15 protein-coding genes are annotated in these 18,615 nt (G+C 54.0%); 3 read left to right on the top strand and 12 right to left on the bottom strand.

Going from position 1 to position 18,615, the window contains the following annotated elements:
* Window positions 1-453 precede the first annotated feature (453 nt).
* Window positions 454-2,199, top strand: a complete 1,746-nt coding sequence (locus tag PV433_RS07480) for an ABC transporter ATP-binding protein (RefSeq protein WP_332071556.1) — start codon at window positions 454-456, stop codon at window positions 2,197-2,199.
* Window positions 2,196-3,989 (top strand): ABC transporter ATP-binding protein, encoded by a 1,794-nt coding sequence (locus PV433_RS07475; RefSeq protein WP_332071555.1) that lies wholly within the window; start codon window positions 2,196-2,198, stop codon window positions 3,987-3,989. The genes PV433_RS07480 and PV433_RS07475 overlap by 4 nt, the downstream gene beginning before the upstream one ends.
* 48 nt (window positions 3,990-4,037) lie before the next feature.
* On the opposite strand, the gene PV433_RS07470 is transcribed toward PV433_RS07475, so the two are convergent.
* From PV433_RS07470 to PV433_RS07440, 7 genes are all read right to left on the bottom strand, one after another.
* Window positions 4,038-4,598, bottom strand: coding sequence for a hypothetical protein (locus PV433_RS07470; protein WP_332071554.1), 561 nt, complete (start codon window positions 4,596-4,598; stop codon window positions 4,038-4,040).
* 168 nt (window positions 4,599-4,766) lie between these two features.
* On the bottom strand, window positions 4,767-5,351 hold the full coding sequence (locus tag PV433_RS07465) for a TetR/AcrR family transcriptional regulator (protein ID WP_332071553.1): 585 nt from the start codon (window positions 5,349-5,351) through the stop codon (window positions 4,767-4,769).
* A gap of 29 nt (window positions 5,352-5,380) precedes the next feature.
* Entirely contained in the window at window positions 5,381-6,160 is a 780-nt protein-coding gene (locus tag PV433_RS07460; RefSeq protein ID WP_332071552.1) for a DNA alkylation repair protein, read from the bottom strand.
* Window positions 6,157-6,612 (bottom strand): VOC family protein, encoded by a 456-nt coding sequence (locus PV433_RS07455; protein ID WP_332071551.1) that lies wholly within the window; start codon window positions 6,610-6,612, stop codon window positions 6,157-6,159. The genes PV433_RS07460 and PV433_RS07455 overlap by 4 nt, the downstream gene beginning before the upstream one ends.
* 330 nt (window positions 6,613-6,942) lie before the next feature.
* Window positions 6,943-7,167 (bottom strand): hypothetical protein, encoded by a 225-nt coding sequence (locus PV433_RS07450; protein WP_332071550.1) that lies wholly within the window; start codon window positions 7,165-7,167, stop codon window positions 6,943-6,945.
* A 154-nt stretch (window positions 7,168-7,321) separates the two neighbouring features.
* Complete coding sequence (locus PV433_RS07445) at window positions 7,322-10,960, bottom strand: Ig-like domain-containing protein (RefSeq protein ID WP_332071549.1); 3,639 nt, start codon at window positions 10,958-10,960, stop codon at window positions 7,322-7,324.
* A gap of 601 nt (window positions 10,961-11,561) precedes the next feature.
* A complete protein-coding gene (locus tag PV433_RS07440) occupies window positions 11,562-12,008 on the bottom strand; it encodes a CBS domain-containing protein (protein WP_332071548.1) in 447 nt (148 codons plus the stop codon).
* 168 nt (window positions 12,009-12,176) lie between these two features.
* On the opposite strand from PV433_RS07440, the gene PV433_RS07435 reads away from it, so the two are divergent.
* Window positions 12,177-12,611: a MarR family winged helix-turn-helix transcriptional regulator gene (locus PV433_RS07435; RefSeq protein WP_332071547.1), complete on the top strand. Its 435-nt coding sequence runs from the start codon at window positions 12,177-12,179 to the stop codon at window positions 12,609-12,611.
* Between the two features lie 224 nt (window positions 12,612-12,835).
* On the opposite strand, the gene PV433_RS07430 is transcribed toward PV433_RS07435, so the two are convergent.
* The 5 genes from PV433_RS07430 to PV433_RS07410 form a co-directional block, all read right to left on the bottom strand.
* Complete coding sequence (locus PV433_RS07430; RefSeq protein WP_332071546.1) at window positions 12,836-13,132, bottom strand: hypothetical protein; 297 nt, start codon at window positions 13,130-13,132, stop codon at window positions 12,836-12,838.
* 298 nt (window positions 13,133-13,430) lie between these two features.
* Window positions 13,431-13,709, bottom strand: coding sequence for a DUF2277 domain-containing protein (locus PV433_RS07425; protein ID WP_332071545.1), 279 nt, complete (start codon window positions 13,707-13,709; stop codon window positions 13,431-13,433).
* Between the two features lie 167 nt (window positions 13,710-13,876).
* On the bottom strand, window positions 13,877-15,802 hold the full coding sequence (locus PV433_RS07420; RefSeq protein ID WP_332071544.1) for a hypothetical protein: 1,926 nt from the start codon (window positions 15,800-15,802) through the stop codon (window positions 13,877-13,879).
* 76 nt (window positions 15,803-15,878) lie between these two features.
* Window positions 15,879-16,853, bottom strand: a complete 975-nt coding sequence (locus tag PV433_RS07415; protein ID WP_332071543.1) for a LacI family DNA-binding transcriptional regulator — start codon at window positions 16,851-16,853, stop codon at window positions 15,879-15,881.
* Window positions 16,854-17,238: 385 nt separating this feature from the next.
* On the bottom strand, window positions 17,239-18,585 hold the full coding sequence (locus tag PV433_RS07410) for an extracellular solute-binding protein (RefSeq protein WP_332071542.1): 1,347 nt from the start codon (window positions 18,583-18,585) through the stop codon (window positions 17,239-17,241).
* Window positions 18,586-18,615: the final 30 nt, after the last annotated feature.

Raw genomic sequence — 18,615 nt, 5'->3', positions numbered from 1 at the left:
TCACCTTAGAAACCTTGACATTAAAGGGATTGTTGTAATAGTCACCTAAACATGTATCGGATAGTTAACGTGGCATAAGCCACGCCCTATCCGATGTTTTCTAACTCATGACTGAAGTCACGAGTTTGCGAAAACTATGTATCAAACAAGAACGCTTGGATCACCTTAACATCACCCTAACATTAGCCCCTTTCGATCATCCATATCGATATATACTTATTTCTCGCCGGTTATCCGATTCCTCCGCAATAAGGAATGTTTCCGCTTCCCGCCGCACCAACAACGGTTATACCGATTCTCTACCTTCCTTTTATTGCAAATTCTTGTATGATGGGAATACATTGTCTCGTCGTCCCCTTGACTCCGGGAGCGCTTCGCTTGGAGTTTTTTCGTTGGCATGTCCAGGGGCAGTCATGACAAAAATCGTTTTCGAAAGCAATATGGAGGTGCGGCATGCCGCAAAATAAACCAAGTTCGATCACCTGGCTGTTCCGATATCTGCTGCCCGTTAAAGGACGAATGCTCGTCCTGCTGCTTCTGCTGTTGACGTCTACGGGGGTGCAGCTCCTCAATCCTCAGATTATCCAGCGATTTATTGACACCGCATCCAGCCAAGGCCCCTTGGACAGCTTACTGTCGCTCGCCGGAATTTTTCTTGTCTTGGCGGTTTGCAGCCAGCTTCTAACGGTGTTGTTAAGCTACCTGGGCAACGATGTGGCCTGGAGGGCGACCAACCGGCTTCGGGCCGATCTGCTGAAGCATTGCCTGCGTCTCGACATGCGGTTTCACAACGTGAAGACGCCTGGAGAAATGATCGAGCGCATCGACGGCGACGTATCAGGAATGTCGAATTTCTTCGCGATGTTCGTCGTCCAGATCGTCGGCAGCTTTATTCTGCTCGCCGGGATCTTAGGCTATATGTTCGTCTTCAATTGGCCGATCGCCATCGTGATGACGATATTCACGTGCGTATCCGTCGGCGCGATGTTCGTCATTCGCGATCTGGGCGTCAAATCGTCCCAGGCGGAGCGCGAAGCGAGCGCAGTGTTATTCGGCTTTATCGAGGAGCGGATTGCCGGCATCGAGGATGTGCAGACGAGCGGCAGCGTCCCGTACGTGATGAGACGGTTTCATCTCGCCATGCGCAACGTGTTCGTGCGGGGACGCAAAGCCTGGATGCTACGCGTCGTTCCCTGGAACGTAACGGTATCGCTGTTTGCGGTCGCCGTCACTGCCGTGCTGCTGATGGGCGTGCATCTGTATATCACAGGACAAGTGACACTCGGCGCTCTGTTCCTGATTTTTCAATATACGCAAATGTTAAACGATCCGATCGAGCAGCTCGGCAACCAGATGCAGGAGTTTCAAAAAGCGAAATCCGGCATGCGCCGTTCCCGCGAGATCCTCTCGCTGGAAAGCGAAATCCGCAGCGGAACGGAGGATTCACTACCCGAAGGCCCTCTCGCCGTGGAATTCTCTCAGGTGAACTTCAGCTACAACCAAGAGAATCCGGTTCTGCGGGACATCAGCTTCCGGCTGGAGCCGGGCGAACGTCTCGGCCTGATCGGGCGCACCGGCAGCGGCAAAACGAGCATCAGCCGACTGCTGCTTCGCCTGTACAACCTCGACAGCGGCGTCATTCGCATCGGCGGAGTCGATATCCGGACGCTGCGGCTGGAAGCTCTGTATAGACGCGTCGGCATGGTTACGCAGGACGTACAGCTGTTCGACGGGACGTTGCGGGATAACCTGACTTTGTTCAACAGCCGGATGTCGGACGAAGAAATATGGGATACGACCGGCAGGCTGGGTCTGCGCCCCTGGATCGACAGTCTGCCGCAAGGGTTGGATACCCATTTGAAGGCGGGAGGCGCTTCCCTGTCGGCCGGAGAAGCGCAGCTGTTCGCGCTTACCCGTGTATTTCTGACGAAGCCGAGTCTGGTTATTCTGGATGAGCCGTCATCCAGACTTGATACGGCAACCGAAGCGGCGCTGCAAACCGCAGTCGACAAGCTGATGGAGCAATGTACCGGAATCGTGATCGCACACCGGTTATCGACGCTGGAAGCAACAGACAAAATTATGGTGCTCGGCGGCGGGCGAATTCTGGAATTCGGTTCCCGGCAGACGCTTGCGCAAGATCCGAAGTCCCGCTACGCGGAACTGCTTCGAGACGATCGACAGGAGGAGTTGGCATGACTGTAAGCCGGTTTCTGGGGCGGCTGCTTCGTTTTCGGCTGTCCTTGTTTGTAATCAACGGACTGTTATGGGGAATGTTCCACTCCATGCCGCTGCTCGTCGGACTTGGCATGCAGTGGTTTTTCGACCGGGTGGCGGCTCCCTCGCAAGGCTACGTCTGGCTGGCCGTCCCGTTAATCGTCGTAGCCCTCGTCCGTTTTACGAGAGTTGGCGTATTTTTTATCGCCTTTTATAAATGGGTCACGTACTTCTATCATGTTCAAGCGCTTCTTCGTACGAATATGCTCGCCGGTATTATGCGCTGGCCGGGACGTAATCTTCCCGCTTCACCCGGAGAAGCGATGACCCGCTTCCGGGAGGACGTCAACGAAGCGGTCGAGTATGTCGAATCGTGGGTAGACTTCTGGGGACGTCTTTCGTTCGCCGTCGTTGCAATCCTCATCATGGCCAGGATCAACTGGCAAATTACCGTAGTCGCGATCCTGCCGCTTGTCGTCGTTTCCCTCATTAACAACTTGTCGGGCAACCGTGCGAGAACATACAGCCGGCTGAGCCGCGAAGCGTCCGGACGCTTAACCGGATTTATCGCCGAGACGTTCGGCGCCGTACAAGCGATCAAGCTCGGTCAGGCGGAGGAGCATGTGCTGAACCGCTTTTCGGTGCTGAACGAGGCGCGCCGGCATACTGCGCTCAAAGACAATTTGTTCAAACAGTGGATGCGTTCGCTGAATCAGCACGTGCTGACGGTTAGTACCGGCATCATCTTGCTGATGTGCGCCGCCCAGATGCAGGCGGGCCGGTTTACGGTCGGTGACTTCGCCCTGTTTACTTCGTACCTGACCATGTTCGCTTCCAGCATCTCGCTATTCGGATATATGGTGTTTCAGCATAAGCGACTGAGGGTGTCGCTGGACCGGATGCGCGAGTTGTTCCGTCCCGGCGAAGAGGAACGCGTTGCCGAGTACAGCGAGCTGCATATGTACGCTTCCCCGCCCGAACTGCCCGTTACCGCCGACCAGCGGGACGATCGGTTCGTCGAACTGGAAGTAACTGGACTTTCCTATACGTATCCGAACTCGGTTCATGGTATCACCGATGTGAACTTGCAGGTTAAGCGCGGGCAATTCGTCGTAATAACCGGCAGAATCGGCTCCGGCAAATCAACTCTTCTCCGGACGCTGCTCGGGCTGCTGCCGGGTTCGGAAGGGACCATCCGCTGGAACGGTCGCGAGCTGGATGAACCGGCAAACTTCCTCATCCCGCCCAGAACCGCCTACACGCCTCAAGTGCCGCGGCTGTTCAGCGATACGCTTCGGGACAATATCGTCCTGGGGCGCGAACCGTCCTCCGGTTCTCTGGATCGGGCGATTCGGTTAGCCGTAATGGACAAAGACGTCGAAGACCTCCAGCTCGGTCTCGAGACGTATGTCGGCCCGCGCGGCGTGATGCTGTCCGGAGGCCAGATTCAGCGGTCGGCTACCGCGCGGATGATGCTGACCGAAGCGGACTTATTCCTCTTCGACGACCTGTCCAGCGCCCTCGACGTGCACACCGAGAAGCAGCTGTGGGAACGATTATTCGCAGAGCGCGACGTTACATGCATCGCCGTCTCCCATCGCAGATCGGCCTTAATCCAGGCCGACCGGATAATCGTGATGAAGGACGGCCGGATCGAGGCGGAAGGAACGCTTGCCGAACTGCTCCAAACCTGCGCCGAGATGCAGCTTCTGTGGAAAGGCGAAGAAACAGCCGCCCCCGACAATATCCCTCAGATGGCGCAGCCGATATAGCTAATGCATACGGGGAGCTGGCAACAGCTCCTCGCGTGCAGATCCGGCTTACCGTTCCGTCTGCCGCTTCGACGTCATATAATCGATCAAAAACTCGCGATCTTCCGGGTAAGCGTGACTGCAGCCACTCACTTCGTCCGGCGTTCTCCAGCTAACATGAGTGATGATCCCGTCCGGATCTTCGGAACCGATCCCAATCTGCCCGGCCGCGTCGCGGTAATCCCCTTCAAACCGGCACCGTTCTTCTCCGTCAACAATCAGCGACGCGCTGGACTCGTCGATCCTCCATACGATCCGAATCCATTCGTTTTCCGGCACCCGGCCCTTGCCGCGGACCCCGACTTCCTTACCGCTGATCGGGTCATGCCAGCGGAGCTCGTCTTTGTTGTTCTCCCAATTCAGAATAACCGCGCCTTCCCGGAAGCGCAGCCGGATGTTTGTGCTGTCCGTTTTGACCATGGCATCGACTACAACAGGTACTTTGTACTTCTCCGGCGTTACCGCATAGCCACCGTCGCTTTTGCAAAAAATGCGCAGCCCGTCGTCCGCCTGGCCGACCACACATGCTCGTTCCAGCAGTTCATTCACTAATTCGCGCGAACGTTCCATCGTTCTCTCCTTCGCCTCCAATTGATACGTAATAGAGGAGCGTCAAATTATGACTTGGATATATATTCAGCTGACCGAGTTCCATAATTACCCATTCATCATATCAAACGTATGTTCGTATGTAAAGAAAAAAGACCGCCTAAGGCGATCCGATTGGCATATGAAACGTTATCGTTTGAATCCGTTCAGCATAAGCGATACGGCCGTCATGGAGTCGGCTAACGCCTGCTTCTCGTCGGGCTGCTGAGCGATCCAGAGCGCGGCTTCATTCAGCGCTCCCGAAATGACGGGAGTGAGCGCATCTATAGATACCGGCTGAAGGATATGCTCCTGCTCCAGCAGTTGGAGCTGTTCGTGCAGCAGCCTCACCGAATTTTGCGAATCCATCGTGCGCCACACCTCCCAGCCGAATACAGCAGGGCCGTCTATGAGCAGAATCCGCTTGTGCTGAGGCTCAACGGCGGCCGTGACGAATGCCCGGCATCCCAGCAGCAGTTGATCCCACAAATCGTCGCTCTGAGCGGATTCGGTCAAGATTCGTTCCGCGATACGCATCTGCACGGACTCCAGTACGGCGTGGAACATTCCCTTTTTGTTGCCGAAATGGTGGTACAGAGCCCCGCGCGTCAGCTGCGCTTCGCTTGCGATATCTTCCAGCGCCGCATCCGCGTATCCTTTCCTCGTGAATACTTGTCCACCCGTCTCTATTAGTATACGTATCGTTTCATTCGTATCTTCCTTGCTTCTTCTCATCCTTCCTCCTGCTCCTGTTCCGCTGTAGTTTACAGTTCGTTCAACAGCAGCAGCGCGTCCCGGTCTTCGGATTTCACAAGCGATCTCAGCGAGTGGCGGACCACCCATCTGTAGGAGTCCCCGCCAAAAGCTTGATGCTCCCGCAGCCAGTCCAGCACAACTTCCTTATAATCTTTCGTCAGATCGTTTAGGTGGTTGGCGACCGACTTGCGGACATAAGGCGCCGGATCGTGAAGCAGCGGCTCCAGGAGCGCCAGATTACAGGCCGGATCTCTCCGCAGCGCGCCGATCCGCTTCGCCCAAGGAAGCCGCGGCCGGGTTCCTTCGCTGACCAGACGGCGGACGTGAAAGTTCGCATCCTGCGACCAACTGCCAAGTTGCCCGATACTCTCCTCCAAGTATACATCCAGATAGGGCCGTATGGCATACTCCGCCGTATGCCGCTTCGTAATTTCGCAGAGCGCCCGCATCGAGAGCTGAAAGTGGTCCAACCCGTACTTTTCTACAAAATAAGCGACCGGCATCAGGAAATACCCGTTCGTAAACATCCCCTCGTCCGTCTCGTTTTCCGGACCCAGGATGTGCATCAATATTCCGATACTCTCCGTGTAATCATCGGGCAATGCCTGCTTCAAGCCGTCGGCAATGACCGCAACTCTCCCTTTCAGCTCAAGCGGACCGACTAAGCCGGCTACAGAATCCACGAACGAACGGACCGGAAATTCCGCATAATGAGGCTTAATCAAATCCGATAAACGCTCCGCCAGTTCGGCTCCGAAGTACAACTTCAATGGCTGCGTACCGCTCATGCGCTTCCGCCGCTCTCCGGATCACCCGACCATATTTTCTCTGCATATTGGCCGCTGTGCGCCTCCGTGGGCGGAATGATCTTGATCACATCAATCAGCACGCCGCTCGGATCGCTTGTTATAAAGTGGCGCTGTCCGAACTCCTCGTCGCGGATATCGAGCTGCAGCGGAAGCTTTTCCTTGCGGATCAGCCGCTCATACTGCTCATCGACATCGTCAACCTCGAAATTGAGAATCATCCCCTGCACCGGCTTCCGATATGCCGCGGGAACCGTCGGATGAGTCGGGTCCAGCAAAGCCAATTCGAACGGCACGGTGCCGCGCGTTAATTTCAAGCTCACATACCAATCCGCTTCAAATACAATCTCGAACCCGAAATACCGGGTGTAAAAGATCGCGCTCTCCGCGATCCGAGTCGTCATAAGAACCGGATAAAAGCTTGATGCATGCATACGATGTTCCTCCTTGGATTGTTCGGATGCATTCATTTTAACATACATACTGAATGTATGTATATAGCCAAAAAAAAATTCATGTTTCACCTGTGATCAGCACCGCAACGGCGTGAACCGGGGAGCCGTCGCCACCGACGATACGCACTTCCTTCACTTCAGTTAGAGTTGAACTACGGCTGCTCATTCGTTGAGATATGATTGGAATTTTATACCATATTTCCATCCGGATCTCTAATATATACGGATGTTATCGGTACTAATGCTCCCGTTCTTCCTACAGGTCCTTTTTCAATAGCTACTTTGCAATCGGCCAAATGACGAATTACATCACCATAGGAACTCTGTTATAAAACATAAGTCAGCGGTACCGGACATAGGCGATTTTGCCTTCGGCTCAAATTCTTTGCCCACCTCGTGTAGGTTGATCCTCTGCTGTCCTAAATGTAACGCTTTTCTCCCTTCTCCAAAAGGAATAACCTTCATTCCTAAAATGCGGGAATAAAAAACACATTTTTTTCCTATATTAGTGACAGTTAACGCCAGGTGATTCAATCGACTAATATTTATTCGAATCCACCCCTATTCCGTTGTTATGATCCTCTATTAATAATACGACTTTCCATTCCAGGGTTCTGCACGTTCGGCATAGACGCGGCCGATTGTGGGCGCAAAGAGAAAAGCCGCGATTTCACGCGGCTTTCCCCGTCTAGTACCATTGACGCTGAATGTCTACGATCGCAGCCATCAACTCGGATGCAGCTTCTGCCGAGGCGCCGGTCTGGCGAAACCGGTCCAGGTCTTCCATCATTTTTTTTATAAAATGAGCGGCTTGCTTGCTGTTTCCTATTCCATGATGGTGTTCCGCCTGCCGTAAGCTGTTATCCAGCTGGCGGTACAACGCTTCGTCCATTACTCCTGACGTGCGGTAGCCGGTTAACATCGACGTGACCGACTGTACGGTCGCCCCTGCAACCGTAACTTCCACCGGAGCCGAATATTCCCCTTCCCCGGTCAGAGCCCGTACGGCGGCGACGACATATACGTACGCAGCCCCCCCGGATACATCCTCGTCCGTGAACGTCGTTTGCGTAACCCCTGCGGCAATGCGCACATAGCGGTTCAGTCCCGTATCCATCCGGTACACATGATAAGACTCCGCTCCGTCGACTGCCGTCCAGCTCAGCTCCGCCGCTCCATGATCGCCGCTGCCGGTCAGCGCAGCGGCTGCGGGCAAACCATAGACGCCTATCCGCATGTTGTCCCAAAATACACTGGTCTGCGCGGTCGAAGCCGTTTGCGTGCCGATTGCGTTCATGGAAGCCGGAACGGTCCAGCCCGAGCCGTAAAAGAACGGAATCGTTCCCGCCAGTTGACCGTTGATGGATATGGACGCGGTTTCATTCGGGACGTCTACTTCTGCTCGAATGTTGTACCACGTATTCGGTGAGAAGCTGTTGTTCGCAGGCAGCGCAGTATAGCCAGCCGCGGAACGATACGAGAAGCATGGTACAGTCGGGCAGCCGACGCCGTTATATACCAGAATCTCTATATGGGCGCGATTGCCGTTCATCACCTTGAAGGCCCGGATCGGCGTGACACTCTGCGGCAGCATGAAGTCCGCTTCGGCTGCAAATAGACCGGACTGCGGCGGAATCGCCACACTGGCCACTGTCTGAGCCGTGGAGGAATCGGACAGCTCCACGGCAAGCGACGACCCATTGCCAGTCGAGCCCGGCGGCACAGCCGATACGATCGCATAATTCGTTTCATTGCCAGGAGTAGCTACAATACGCGGCGGCACGCGCGAGCCGAGGGTTGCGGTCTCGAAGTCTTCCGCTGTCAGCGCAGTGAGCGGATTCGTCCCGAGCAGTGCTCCGCTTGCTTCCTCGGAATAGTCGAAGCTTTCACCGTGCGTATTCACTGCATGCACAACATAAAAATAGTTCGTTCCTGCCTCCATACTGTTGTCCACAAAATGACCGTAAACCGAAGAACCGACAGTACGGTAGGGTCCGCCGCTGGTCAAGCTGCGTTTGACAGTATACGAGTCCGCCCCGCTCACAGGCTCCCAGCCCAGCCGTACATCGCTTGCTGAGCGAGACGCTGTCAGCCCGTGCGGCGCTTCCGGCAGCGGCGGGATTTCGTTGAAGACTACATGGGAAAAGCGCGATGTATTGTACCGTAGTCGCAAAGTCGGTTCTTGGCCCGGATCGGCTGCAAGACCGATATAGGCGGCTCCGCTCGGGAACGTCGTTTCACCCAGTTTCGTCCAGTACAAGCCGTCCTGTGAATGTGAAACAATGACCCGTTCGCCGTAACGAAGCAGCTTAAGCCAGTGGGAGAGCGGTACGCCCGCCTCATACGTTGTTGTCTGAATCGTGTTACCTGTGCCGCCGCGTCTCAGCAGGGCGGGATCGAACTTTTGCGCGTTCAGATCAAGCGCGAGCATGACCATGCGCGAATCGGAGGCTAATGTTTGCCGCAGCATAATGCCGGCTTTGGCTTGCTGGTTCGTGCGGGTAATCTCGTCCACGCGAACGATAACTTCCCCGTTGCCGGAAAGCGGCCGGTACATATAGTGAAACGCGTCGGCGGTGCCGCGGATCGCTCCTCCGCTTTTAACCGTATATTCGCCGTTTGTCAAATCCGCGTGTCCAGCCAGATCGGGCGTACCGATGTCCGCCGAGCTCCACGGCGAAATCGATCCGGTATTATGAATGTAGACCGGTCGCGCCGGCGTGCTCGTCGACGTCCCGCTGTCGTCGATCGCTCTGGCCGTGATGCTGTAGGTCCCTTCCGGAAGCGAGCTCCACGTGTACGAGTACGGCGCGCTGAGCGCCTCGCCCAGCAGCACATCATCAGCAAAAAACTGCACCTTTGCAATCGTGCCGTCGCTGTCGCTGGCCGACGCTTGAATCGTCATGCTGCCGCCGGCCGTATGAAACGAATCGAGACCCGGGCTTACGATGCTCACCTGCGGGTTGTTCGAGCCATTGCCCATGATGCCGTTCAAATACTGCTCCAAATTCGTATACCCGTCGTTATTCATATCGCCGTTTCGGTCGGACGGATGATTTGGGTCCAGACCATGCAGCAATTCCCACGCGTCTGGCATGCCGTCGTGATCGCTGTCCAGCGGAGCCGTCCCGCCCTGCATCGCCGCATAGCCGCCGACTTCGTGCTGAGAATCGATAATCCGGCCCGTGCGCTCTTTGACTTGGGCCATCACGCGAGCTTCTGCGGAATCCCGCTTCGGTAAGGTTGCGCCGGCATCGGCCAGCACAAGTTCATAAGCCTGCTCAGCGGTATGCGTTGTGACCGAGGTCGTCGGGTACGCCGAAGAACGCGGCACCTCGGCGGGCGAAAACGTTACGGTCGCGCCGGGATTGATCACGCCCTGCATGTTGTCCGCCGTTACGGCTGCAGAACCGTCCATGTAATTGCCGCTAATATGGGCGGTCGAATTTTCTCCTCCGGTAAAAATCATATTTTTACGCGCCGTCTGGGTTGACGGGCCCCACTTGTAGTAATTGTTCACCATATTAAAATCAAGGCCCTGCCCGCTATGGCTCGTAACTGATCCCCAATCGTAAATAACGTTGTTGCGCAGGTCGATCAGACGGTCATTCGGGTATGGAGGCTCCATGTACGTCATAAACCGCGGATTGCGGTCGCTGTTGTGCATAATCAGATTATGATGATAGCTTGTCCCGCTGCCCCATATGCCGCCAAAGCCGTGGCTGCCCTTGGAATGAACCGACGTATTCAGCGCTTCTCCGATGACCGACCATTGCACGGTAACGCTTTCATTCGGATAGGCGGAAAAGACTTCATCCACCCCCCACAAAAACGAGCAATGATCGATAATAATGTTCGTGCTGTTGCCCATGTAAAACGTATCCGCTTCCAAATTGTTCCGGTCGCCGAGTCTGAAGCGCATATGTCGCATAATGACGTTGTCGGTATTGGACAGCTGCACAGGGCGGCCGATCACGGCAATCCCGTCTCCGGGTGCAGTCTGGCCGGCAATCGTCAAATTGGAGCTAGTAATAATAAGCGGCGAGTTCAGCTCGATCGTGCCGCCTACGCGGAACACAATCGTGCGGTTGCCCTGACTGACTGCGTCGCGGAACGAGCCGGGACCGCTGTCATTCAAGTTCGTCACCTCGTACACGTCTCCCCCGCGTCCCCCGGTCGCGTACATGCCGAAGCCTTCGGCTCCAGGAAAAGCCGGTATCGGACCGCTCGCGTAAGCGGTTTCATTAGAATCCGGCCAAATACATGTTGCGCCGATTGCAGCCAGCAGTAGCGCGGATAACCCGATGCGTTTTTTCATCGTTCTCATTTCACATATCCTCCCTGCTTACCGAATATCGGTTTTGTTTCATCCTGTCCTCTCCTGCTGAATAAGCTTACCCTAGCTTGAACAAAGTTTTGCCGTTTGCGCGGCACGTTCCGTGCGCAACGTTTTGAACGTCCGTGATCACCTCCGCATCTGGAACCCGAAACCCGATTCTTTAGAAATCGATTACTAAATACGAATACGATTTCCTTTCTTCCTAAATATTCAGGATTAATCCATATGACTCAAGTACATTATACGTATTCTTTAATCACATTGGCAACCCTGTTTGTTAACTTTTTATTTGCAGCATTTTTACAAAAATAGACCCTGATGGGTCGCTCTGATTCAAATGATTGTTACTTATGCCCCCAAGATTGACGGACCACCATAACCGTTTTGGCAAAAAATAAAAAGCCGCTAATTCACGGCTTTCCCGTCTAGTTCCACGATCGCTGCTGACAAAGTCTTATCGCTGGCCCGGTATGGACTTGATTTCTTGTCCATTTCGAAATCGTCTGCACAAATTGTTTATGGCGAACAACGCCTTCCAGACAAGGAAAAACTCTTTCAGCCATTCCTCCAATTCGTTTGGCCGAAGCGGTCACTTAAAGGAGTGGCGGATAATATCGCCGCGGCTGATAATGCCGACAAGCACTCCATTCCGTTCGACGGGTACTTTCTTGATTTGTTTCCGGCCAAGTATAGCCGCTATATTTTCGACTTCCTCGTCCCAAGGAACAGTCACCGGTTTTTTCTTGGCGATCTCCATCACGTTTACCTTCATCAGTTTGCGCACCCGCTCGTCGTACGCCTCCTCGTCTCCCTTGACGACGGCCGTAAACGTCAGACTGCTAATAATCATATCGTCGTGTTTACCGATATAACGCATAATATCACCGTCGCTTACGTAACCCTTAATTTCATTCCGGTCGTTGATAACGGGCAGTCCGCTGATCCGGTGATCGATAAATTTCTCGATGACCGCACGGACCGTGTCGTATTCCTTCACTTTGTACACCGGGCTGATCATAATATCTCTCGCTTGCATTCGCGTCCCCCCGCTTCACGATTCCTTCTCATGCAAACAAGTTGTATAATGAAACTATCTATATAATTGTATTATACAACCACTTGTCAAGTTGTCAATCACACCCTGCTTGTTCCTATGGTATGATGGGACTAGCGTTACCGGATTCATGTAAGGAGGCGTTTTTTCTTGGAAGAGAAGTTGAACGATCAAGCATTGGAGATCATCGAGGTGGAATTGTCGATCTTAATACGCCGGATTTCTTCGTTCACCACCTATAAAAAAATCGGGAGCCTGGATCGCTCCGCCTATTTGCTGCTGCACCAAATCTCTTCGCACGGCTCCGCCAGCGTCAAAACGCTAGCAGATGAATTTCATCTGGATGTCTCAACCGTAAGCCGTCAGACGGCGGCGCTGGAACAGAAAAGTTACGTGTACCGGATTCCCGATCCCGTCGACGGGCGTTCCTATTCGTTGCATATTACAGAGCAAGGTGCGGCGGCATTGACCGAAAACAAACAGGCCAGGCAAGAGCGCGTAGCCGAGCTGCTGAAAAGCTGGTCCGCCGAAGATCAGCTGATGTTCGGCCAGTTGCTGATGAAGTTCAACCGCACGTTCGATTAACGGGAGCGAATCGGACTTAAGTCTGCCGCTGCCCGGCGTTCCTCATTCGATCCTTGGTATATCTTATGTGATCGGAGGGAACAGTGATTCATTCCAAAGCTTTTTGGGTTCTACCGGATGCAGCATGCAGCTTTTTCCCGAAACGACAAAAACACCCTATCGCTTCATACTAATGATGATTCGATGGGGTGCCCGGATAGCGCTAATGTCTGGTTATCCAATGTTTAAAGCCAGATCGGCAGCAGCAGCAGTACGGCGGAGACCGTAACCAAGCCTCGTGTCGTAGCTTTGTTCAATTTTTTGTTGTTCTCCGATTTGAACCAGCCCTTGAACTGAAAGTAGTTCCGGTACAATACCAGGAACAAAAGCAGATTGCCAGCCGTCATCGTCCAATGGTAGACCGGGGAACCGAATACGGCTTCGTATACGGCTCGTTCGACCCCGCCAAGCACTAGCAGGCTCAATACAAGCAAAATGACGAGCCGAATCATTTCCAGCACAAACGAACCCCATTTTGCCAATCTGCCTTCCCCCCTTTCCCGCTTTCCTTTATTATGCCGCCTTCTACATTATATAACGCCGAAAAACAACAATAAGTTGCGTTTATTAGGGCTAGCCTTCATCCAGGTTCCGTCGTAATACTTTAAGCAAGCCCAAAGTCGAACGGCCACGATAAGCGACTTGCGATACTTCCGACACCTGCTGACTTGTCAAGGGAAGAACCCCCTGGTCGCTTTAGCACGGTGAAGAACTTAAGGGTTCCGTTCTATTGAAAAAAGCCCGGCAAGGGCTTTTCTTTCAAAAACGCTATATATTCCTCTACTCGTCGGCGGTGCCGAACCGCTTTGCGTTTCGGGCCCGGGCGCGTTCGATCTCGATCTCGCGGTTGCGGGGCTCCGCATTCGTTACCAGCGATCCGAGCAGCTTGCGGGCTGTTTCCGTTACCTCTTGGATCGCTTCTTCAAACGCCGCCTGATTCGCCTTGGACGGCGTATTGAATCCGGACAGCTTTCGGACGAATTGCAGCGCGGCCGCTTGGATCTCCTCGTCGGTCGCAGGAGGATCGAAATTATGCAACGTTTTTATATTTCGGCACATAGGTACTCCTTTGGACAGCCGTTTTACTGCCATTGTACTATATACCGCTCTTCACTTCCATTCCAACGGTATTTACTTATAGCAATCCGCTTAACAGATATCGATTACCACTCATCTGCAACTGTGAACAGCGAAGCTTTCTTTTTATCCGTCTTCCCGCCTCCCGATTAGAGCGCCTGCGCCTGCCAATGAATAACGACACTGCTGGACGTAACAGGTACGTTATTAGCAAACACAGCGAATGTCGCCACGCCGGAAGAATCCAGCGAGAAAAGCCGGCACGATACGTTTTCAGCAGCATCCTCCACCGTCGCCGTTACGCTAAAGCCTTTGGAGTAGGATCTCAGTCCGAGCGGGATGGCTACTTCTCCGGCAGCATTCGTCGTACCGGCATACCTGCCTCTCGCCGTATAACCTTGTACGCCGGTAATATCGTTGCCTTGACCTTGAACCGTGATCGTACCGCTTACGAAGCCGCGAAGCTGGTTGTCGCTCCCTGTGAGGAGTATGTCACCGTCGATGTTAACGTCCATGACGTTGCGGTTTCCGGCGATCAGCAGCTCGTAGCCGGCGCAGTTGGCGGCAACGACTTCCAGCTTGTTGTTCGACCCGTACACGGCGACTCCGTTGCTCCCCGCTCCGGTAACCGTGACGCTGCCCCGGCAAAAGCCGCCCGAGAGAACGCAGCCGCTCTGTGCCGGGCTGTCGATCAGTAAATCGATTACTTGATAGCTGTACCGGATCATCGCTCCGGTGCCCGCCGTTCTTCTCATCACTCCGCGGTACACGTTGTGACCTTCGGCGGACGATTCCGTCAGTTCTTCGACTCCTGCCCCCTCGGAGGTGCCGTTTATCGTGAAGTCGTAAGTTGTATAGCTTGCTCCCTGCGACCAGATGCCCCGGCCTACGTTTTTGGACGAGAAATCGAGGCGGCCGAGCGTCGGATTGTTCGCCTGTGACGTGCCCTTGATCGCATGTACCGCATACCCGACATTTTCCATATACAAGGCCGACAGATTAAATCCTTTGGCCGTATTTTGCATCGAAACGCCGGTTTGCATGCCCCGGATGACGTTGGCAGCCCCGACAACGCCTTCGCATTCGGCATCGGCAGCGTCCGTCGGCTTGCCGTATCCGCTCAGACGAATCCCGTGGCTGTTGCCGCGAATTCCGTCAACTCCATTGCCGACGATCATCGAGTACGACGCCCCGATATTCTCGATCGCCATCTTCTCGATATTACGGAAGCTGTTGAAGGCAGCGACTCCGTACTCGTGGCGACGGCGCGGCAGATGAATGCTTCCGTAACCGAAAGAGATCCCGAGTGCAGCCGTATCCACCTTATTAAGCATCACCCTGTTGAATTCCCCGCCGCCGAACTTGATCGAAGCGTGATTATTGGCCGTCCCTCCCCCGGGACTGCTCGAATCCGGCTGAGCGAGCCTGAAGCCGACGATATCCTTGTAGCTCGGTCCCGGTACGCCGGTAAAATAAACGATCGAATGGTCGACAGCCGTCTGCACAATCTCCGCATTCCAGGCGTAGAGCGACGACTTGGCGAAAATTTCAGATGATATCGACGTTTCTCCTTCAAAGTGAAACGTTTCTCTTCGCCCTCCCGCAACCAGAGCAGAAACCGTATTGACATCAACCAGCAGGCCGATCGCCATCCAGCATCCGAGGCCGGAAGGGTCGGTTTCGCCGGCACGCTGCAAAAATCCGGCCAGATTGTTCATATCGAATGGCACGGTAGGACTGATAATCGTCCCTCCGTTATGAGCGGATTTCGGACAATCAGCGTCCCAGTAATAGATGCCGCCGCCCGTATCCGTGCCCGGCATATAGCCGATCAGATGCACCTGCCGACCCGCATACTCGCCTTCATACCCGTTCAAGTCGGCTATGCTGTCCAGTGCCAGCACCCGCTTCTTCAACATGTCGGGCAAACCTCCCGGCCCGCCTCCGTATATATGTCCCGTAACCGTTCCTTGCTGAGCGGAGGTGACTTGGATAAATTGCCCCGTCGCAAGCGCTGCGCCTGTGACACCAAGCGCCGTCAGAATCGATCTGCGGCTCATCTTTTGTTCGGACATTCGAATCGCTCCTTCTGTGTAATCGTCCGGGAAGTGCTCCTGCTCCATAACACAGGCAACAATTCCGTGTTACGAGTCAAGGCGCCGCCGGCTTTACCGATTGACGCACGGTCAGAACCGTCTCTATCATCAGGTCAAACGAATCGGATTCGTCGGCAGGCTTCACGATCCCGGTCAGCATATCGAACGCTTTGGCGGCAATCTCGCTTGCCGAAGGTCCGACGGTCGTCATCGGGACAGGAAGCGCTTCCAGCTCGGGGATATCGTCGTACACGATGATCGATAAATCGTCGGGAACGCGCACCCCGTTTTTTCGCAGAACGTGATCCACCTTTAGATACACCGCGTGTGAATCGGCTACGAGTGCGGTAGGCTTTTGTTCATGTTCAAGCATGCTTCTCATTTTGGCTTCAAAATGTTCGTCGTTCGGGTGCACGAGATACTCGCGGCGAAAGTCGAGCCCGCGCTCGTCGCCGGCCTGCATAAAGCCTTCCAGCTTATCGTTATATCCGCCCGCGTAAGCGATGCGTGTATGGCCTTGCCCGGCAAGGAAGCTGACCGCCTCATAGATGCCCTTTCTCCGGTTGATCGAGATCGTCAGAGCGCCGTCCATTTTTTTGCCACCGATCAGCAGCAGTTTGCCTTGGAAAGCCTCCTTTTCTGTCAAAAATTCGCTGGTTGGTTCCCAAGTGGAATGGCACCAAAATATAACGTTATCCGCGAAAACCTGATTAAACACGCTTAAGGCCGCTGCAGGCTCGTTCATCGAGATGATCACATTGAAATCGCGCTTAAGCCCTTCCGCATGAAGCTCCATGCTGAGGTGATAAAAAAACTGTCCTTTGATGGACGGCCAAATCAGACCGACGTGGCGCGTCTTTCGATCGACAAGTCGTTTGGCGGCAAGGTTGGGCTTGTAATTCATTTGGGCGGCAATCGCGAGAATCTTTTGTTTGGTCTTTTCACTTACCCCCTTTCCGTTATTCAGTGCGTTGGAAACGGTTACATGGGAAACGCCAGCCGCTTTTGCTATATCCTTGATCGTAACCATCTCTGTCTCTTCACTCCTAATCCGTTATATGTTCATTATATTAAACGTGTAAGTATCAGTAAATAGCTAATTTTACTGATCGTATAATAAATTAATTAAACGCGTAAGTTCACGCTCGTTTGTGTCCGAACGCCAAAGAGCCGGAAATCGCTCATCGGATCTCCGGCCCTTTCTCCACTCCTATTTACCCCATCTGTTACCCGAAATGATAGGACCTGACTTTACGACTGACTCTCCCTGCATTGGTGCAACTTGCGTGGCCGTTCGATAATCGCCGCTTTTCGTACAAGCCATTTCTCGATACTGAAACCTGGAAGACGAATAGTTCGCCTGCATCGCCTCTTCGCCATTCGGAAAGTTAGCGTTGTGTGCCGCTCCTTGCCGGTCACTTCGTCCCGGTAGTGGCGATCTGCTCCTCGATGCGCTTGTTCGATGTCGCCTCGGCCTCACGCAAAGCCGTGTTGACATCCTTTTTGCCCGTAACCACTTCGGCAAATACGGCTTGGATGCTCGTATCGGCGATCGCGTAGTACGGCGAGAAGGGAGGTGCCGCCGCAAACTTATCGGGGAAGAAAGCGGCAATATTTTTCCCTTTGTAGTTTTTATTGTTTTGCCCGAACGCCGCTTGAACTTCCGGCGTATTGATTGCCGGCGTAAACCCTTCCTTCGCCAGCTCGATCTGAACCTCCTGCGAGGTAAGGTACGCAGCGACTTCAAAGGCGGCCTGTTTATGTTTACTCGTGGACATGACGTACAGATAGTACGGATCGACCGAAGATGCTATGCCCGGCGCTTCTTTATAAGAAGGCATCGGAGCGACGTCCCAGTTCAGAACTTCCGTGTCGGGCAGCCGCCGGGCGACATTCGTATAGTGGGGATACATCGCCAGCGTCTGATCCTTGAAAAACATATTTTCCAGATCCGAACCTTTCGCCATCCTGTCCGTCGCTTCGAATCCCGGTACGGTGAAGAATCGTACCCAGTTGTCAAAGATCGTCTTCACTTTGTCGTCGAAAACGGATTTGTTCGTCTTCGGATTGACAAGCTCTACAGGAAGCTGACTCGTACGATACTGCCACAATATATTGGTGCCGAGCCCGTAATATTTGATGCCGCCTTCGAGCCGGCTCAGTTTTACCGCCGTATCGTACAGTTCATCGTAAGTCATGCCCGCTTTCGGATAAGCGACGCCGAATTTATCGAAAAGCGTCCGATTGTAGAACAGCACCTGGAACTGGGTGAAGGCCGGCAGTCCGTACAAACCTCCCTTGGCGATATCGCGCTGCGTATCGATAATCGTCTTGTCGAACCGGTTCAAATCGAATTTGCTCGCCTGGATCATCTCTGTCAAGTCGGTCTCCAGGTTGTAATCCAACACCATCCGGCGCGTGCCGGACGGCGTGACGAGCATCAGGTCGAACGGCGTTCCGGCCGTGATCAGCTGGTCGAGCGGCACGCTGCTGTTCGGGATCAGCTTGGGCGTAATATGCGGGAATTTCTTCTTGATCGCGTTCCCGTAGAGAGCGTCGAACATCTCTGGAGTCCAGTTCGATTGCCCGCCATACAAAACGATTTCGATCGGCTCCGGCGGCTTCGCCTCCGACTGTTTCCCGGCCGTCTCCGAGCCGCCCCGCTCGCCCTCCCGGCTGTCCCCGCCGCCGCTGCAGCCTACAGCCCCTATGGCGAGCATCGCTGCACATACCATACTTATACCTGCCCGATATTTCCTCAAGACGATCCCTCCGTTACGATAATGGCAAAG

This window comes from Paenibacillus sp. GYB004 (assembly GCF_036577605.1).
GTDB classification, from domain to species: domain Bacteria; phylum Bacillota; class Bacilli; order Paenibacillales; family NBRC-103111; genus Paenibacillus_AB; species Paenibacillus_AB oceani.
This window is presented reverse-complemented; position numbering and strand designations above follow the sequence as displayed.

What these genes read in the sequence shown, in the direction of transcription:
- PV433_RS07480 (WP_332071556.1), top strand. Translation starts at nt 454, where the DNA reads ATGCCGCAAAATAAACCAAGTTCGATCACCTGGCTGTTCCGATATCTG.
- PV433_RS07475 (WP_332071555.1), top strand. Translation starts at nt 2,196, where the DNA reads ATGACTGTAAGCCGGTTTCTGGGGCGGCTGCTTCGTTTTCGGCTGTCC.
- PV433_RS07470 (WP_332071554.1), bottom strand. Translation starts at nt 4,598, where the DNA reads ATGGAACGTTCGCGCGAATTAGTGAATGAACTGCTGGAACGAGCATGT.
- PV433_RS07465 (WP_332071553.1), bottom strand. Translation starts at nt 5,351, where the DNA reads ATGAGAAGAAGCAAGGAAGATACGAATGAAACGATACGTATACTAATA.
- PV433_RS07460 (WP_332071552.1), bottom strand. Translation starts at nt 6,160, where the DNA reads ATGAGCGGTACGCAGCCATTGAAGTTGTACTTCGGAGCCGAACTGGCG.
- PV433_RS07455 (WP_332071551.1), bottom strand. Translation starts at nt 6,612, where the DNA reads ATGCATGCATCAAGCTTTTATCCGGTTCTTATGACGACTCGGATCGCG.
- PV433_RS07445 (WP_332071549.1), bottom strand. Translation starts at nt 10,960, where the DNA reads ATGAGAACGATGAAAAAACGCATCGGGTTATCCGCGCTACTGCTGGCT.
- PV433_RS07440 (WP_332071548.1), bottom strand. Translation starts at nt 12,008, where the DNA reads ATGCAAGCGAGAGATATTATGATCAGCCCGGTGTACAAAGTGAAGGAA.
- PV433_RS07425 (WP_332071545.1), bottom strand. Translation starts at nt 13,709, where the DNA reads ATGTGCCGAAATATAAAAACGTTGCATAATTTCGATCCTCCTGCGACC.
- PV433_RS07420 (WP_332071544.1), bottom strand. Translation starts at nt 15,802, where the DNA reads ATGTCCGAACAAAAGATGAGCCGCAGATCGATTCTGACGGCGCTTGGT.
- PV433_RS07415 (WP_332071543.1), bottom strand. Translation starts at nt 16,853, where the DNA reads ATGGTTACGATCAAGGATATAGCAAAAGCGGCTGGCGTTTCCCATGTA.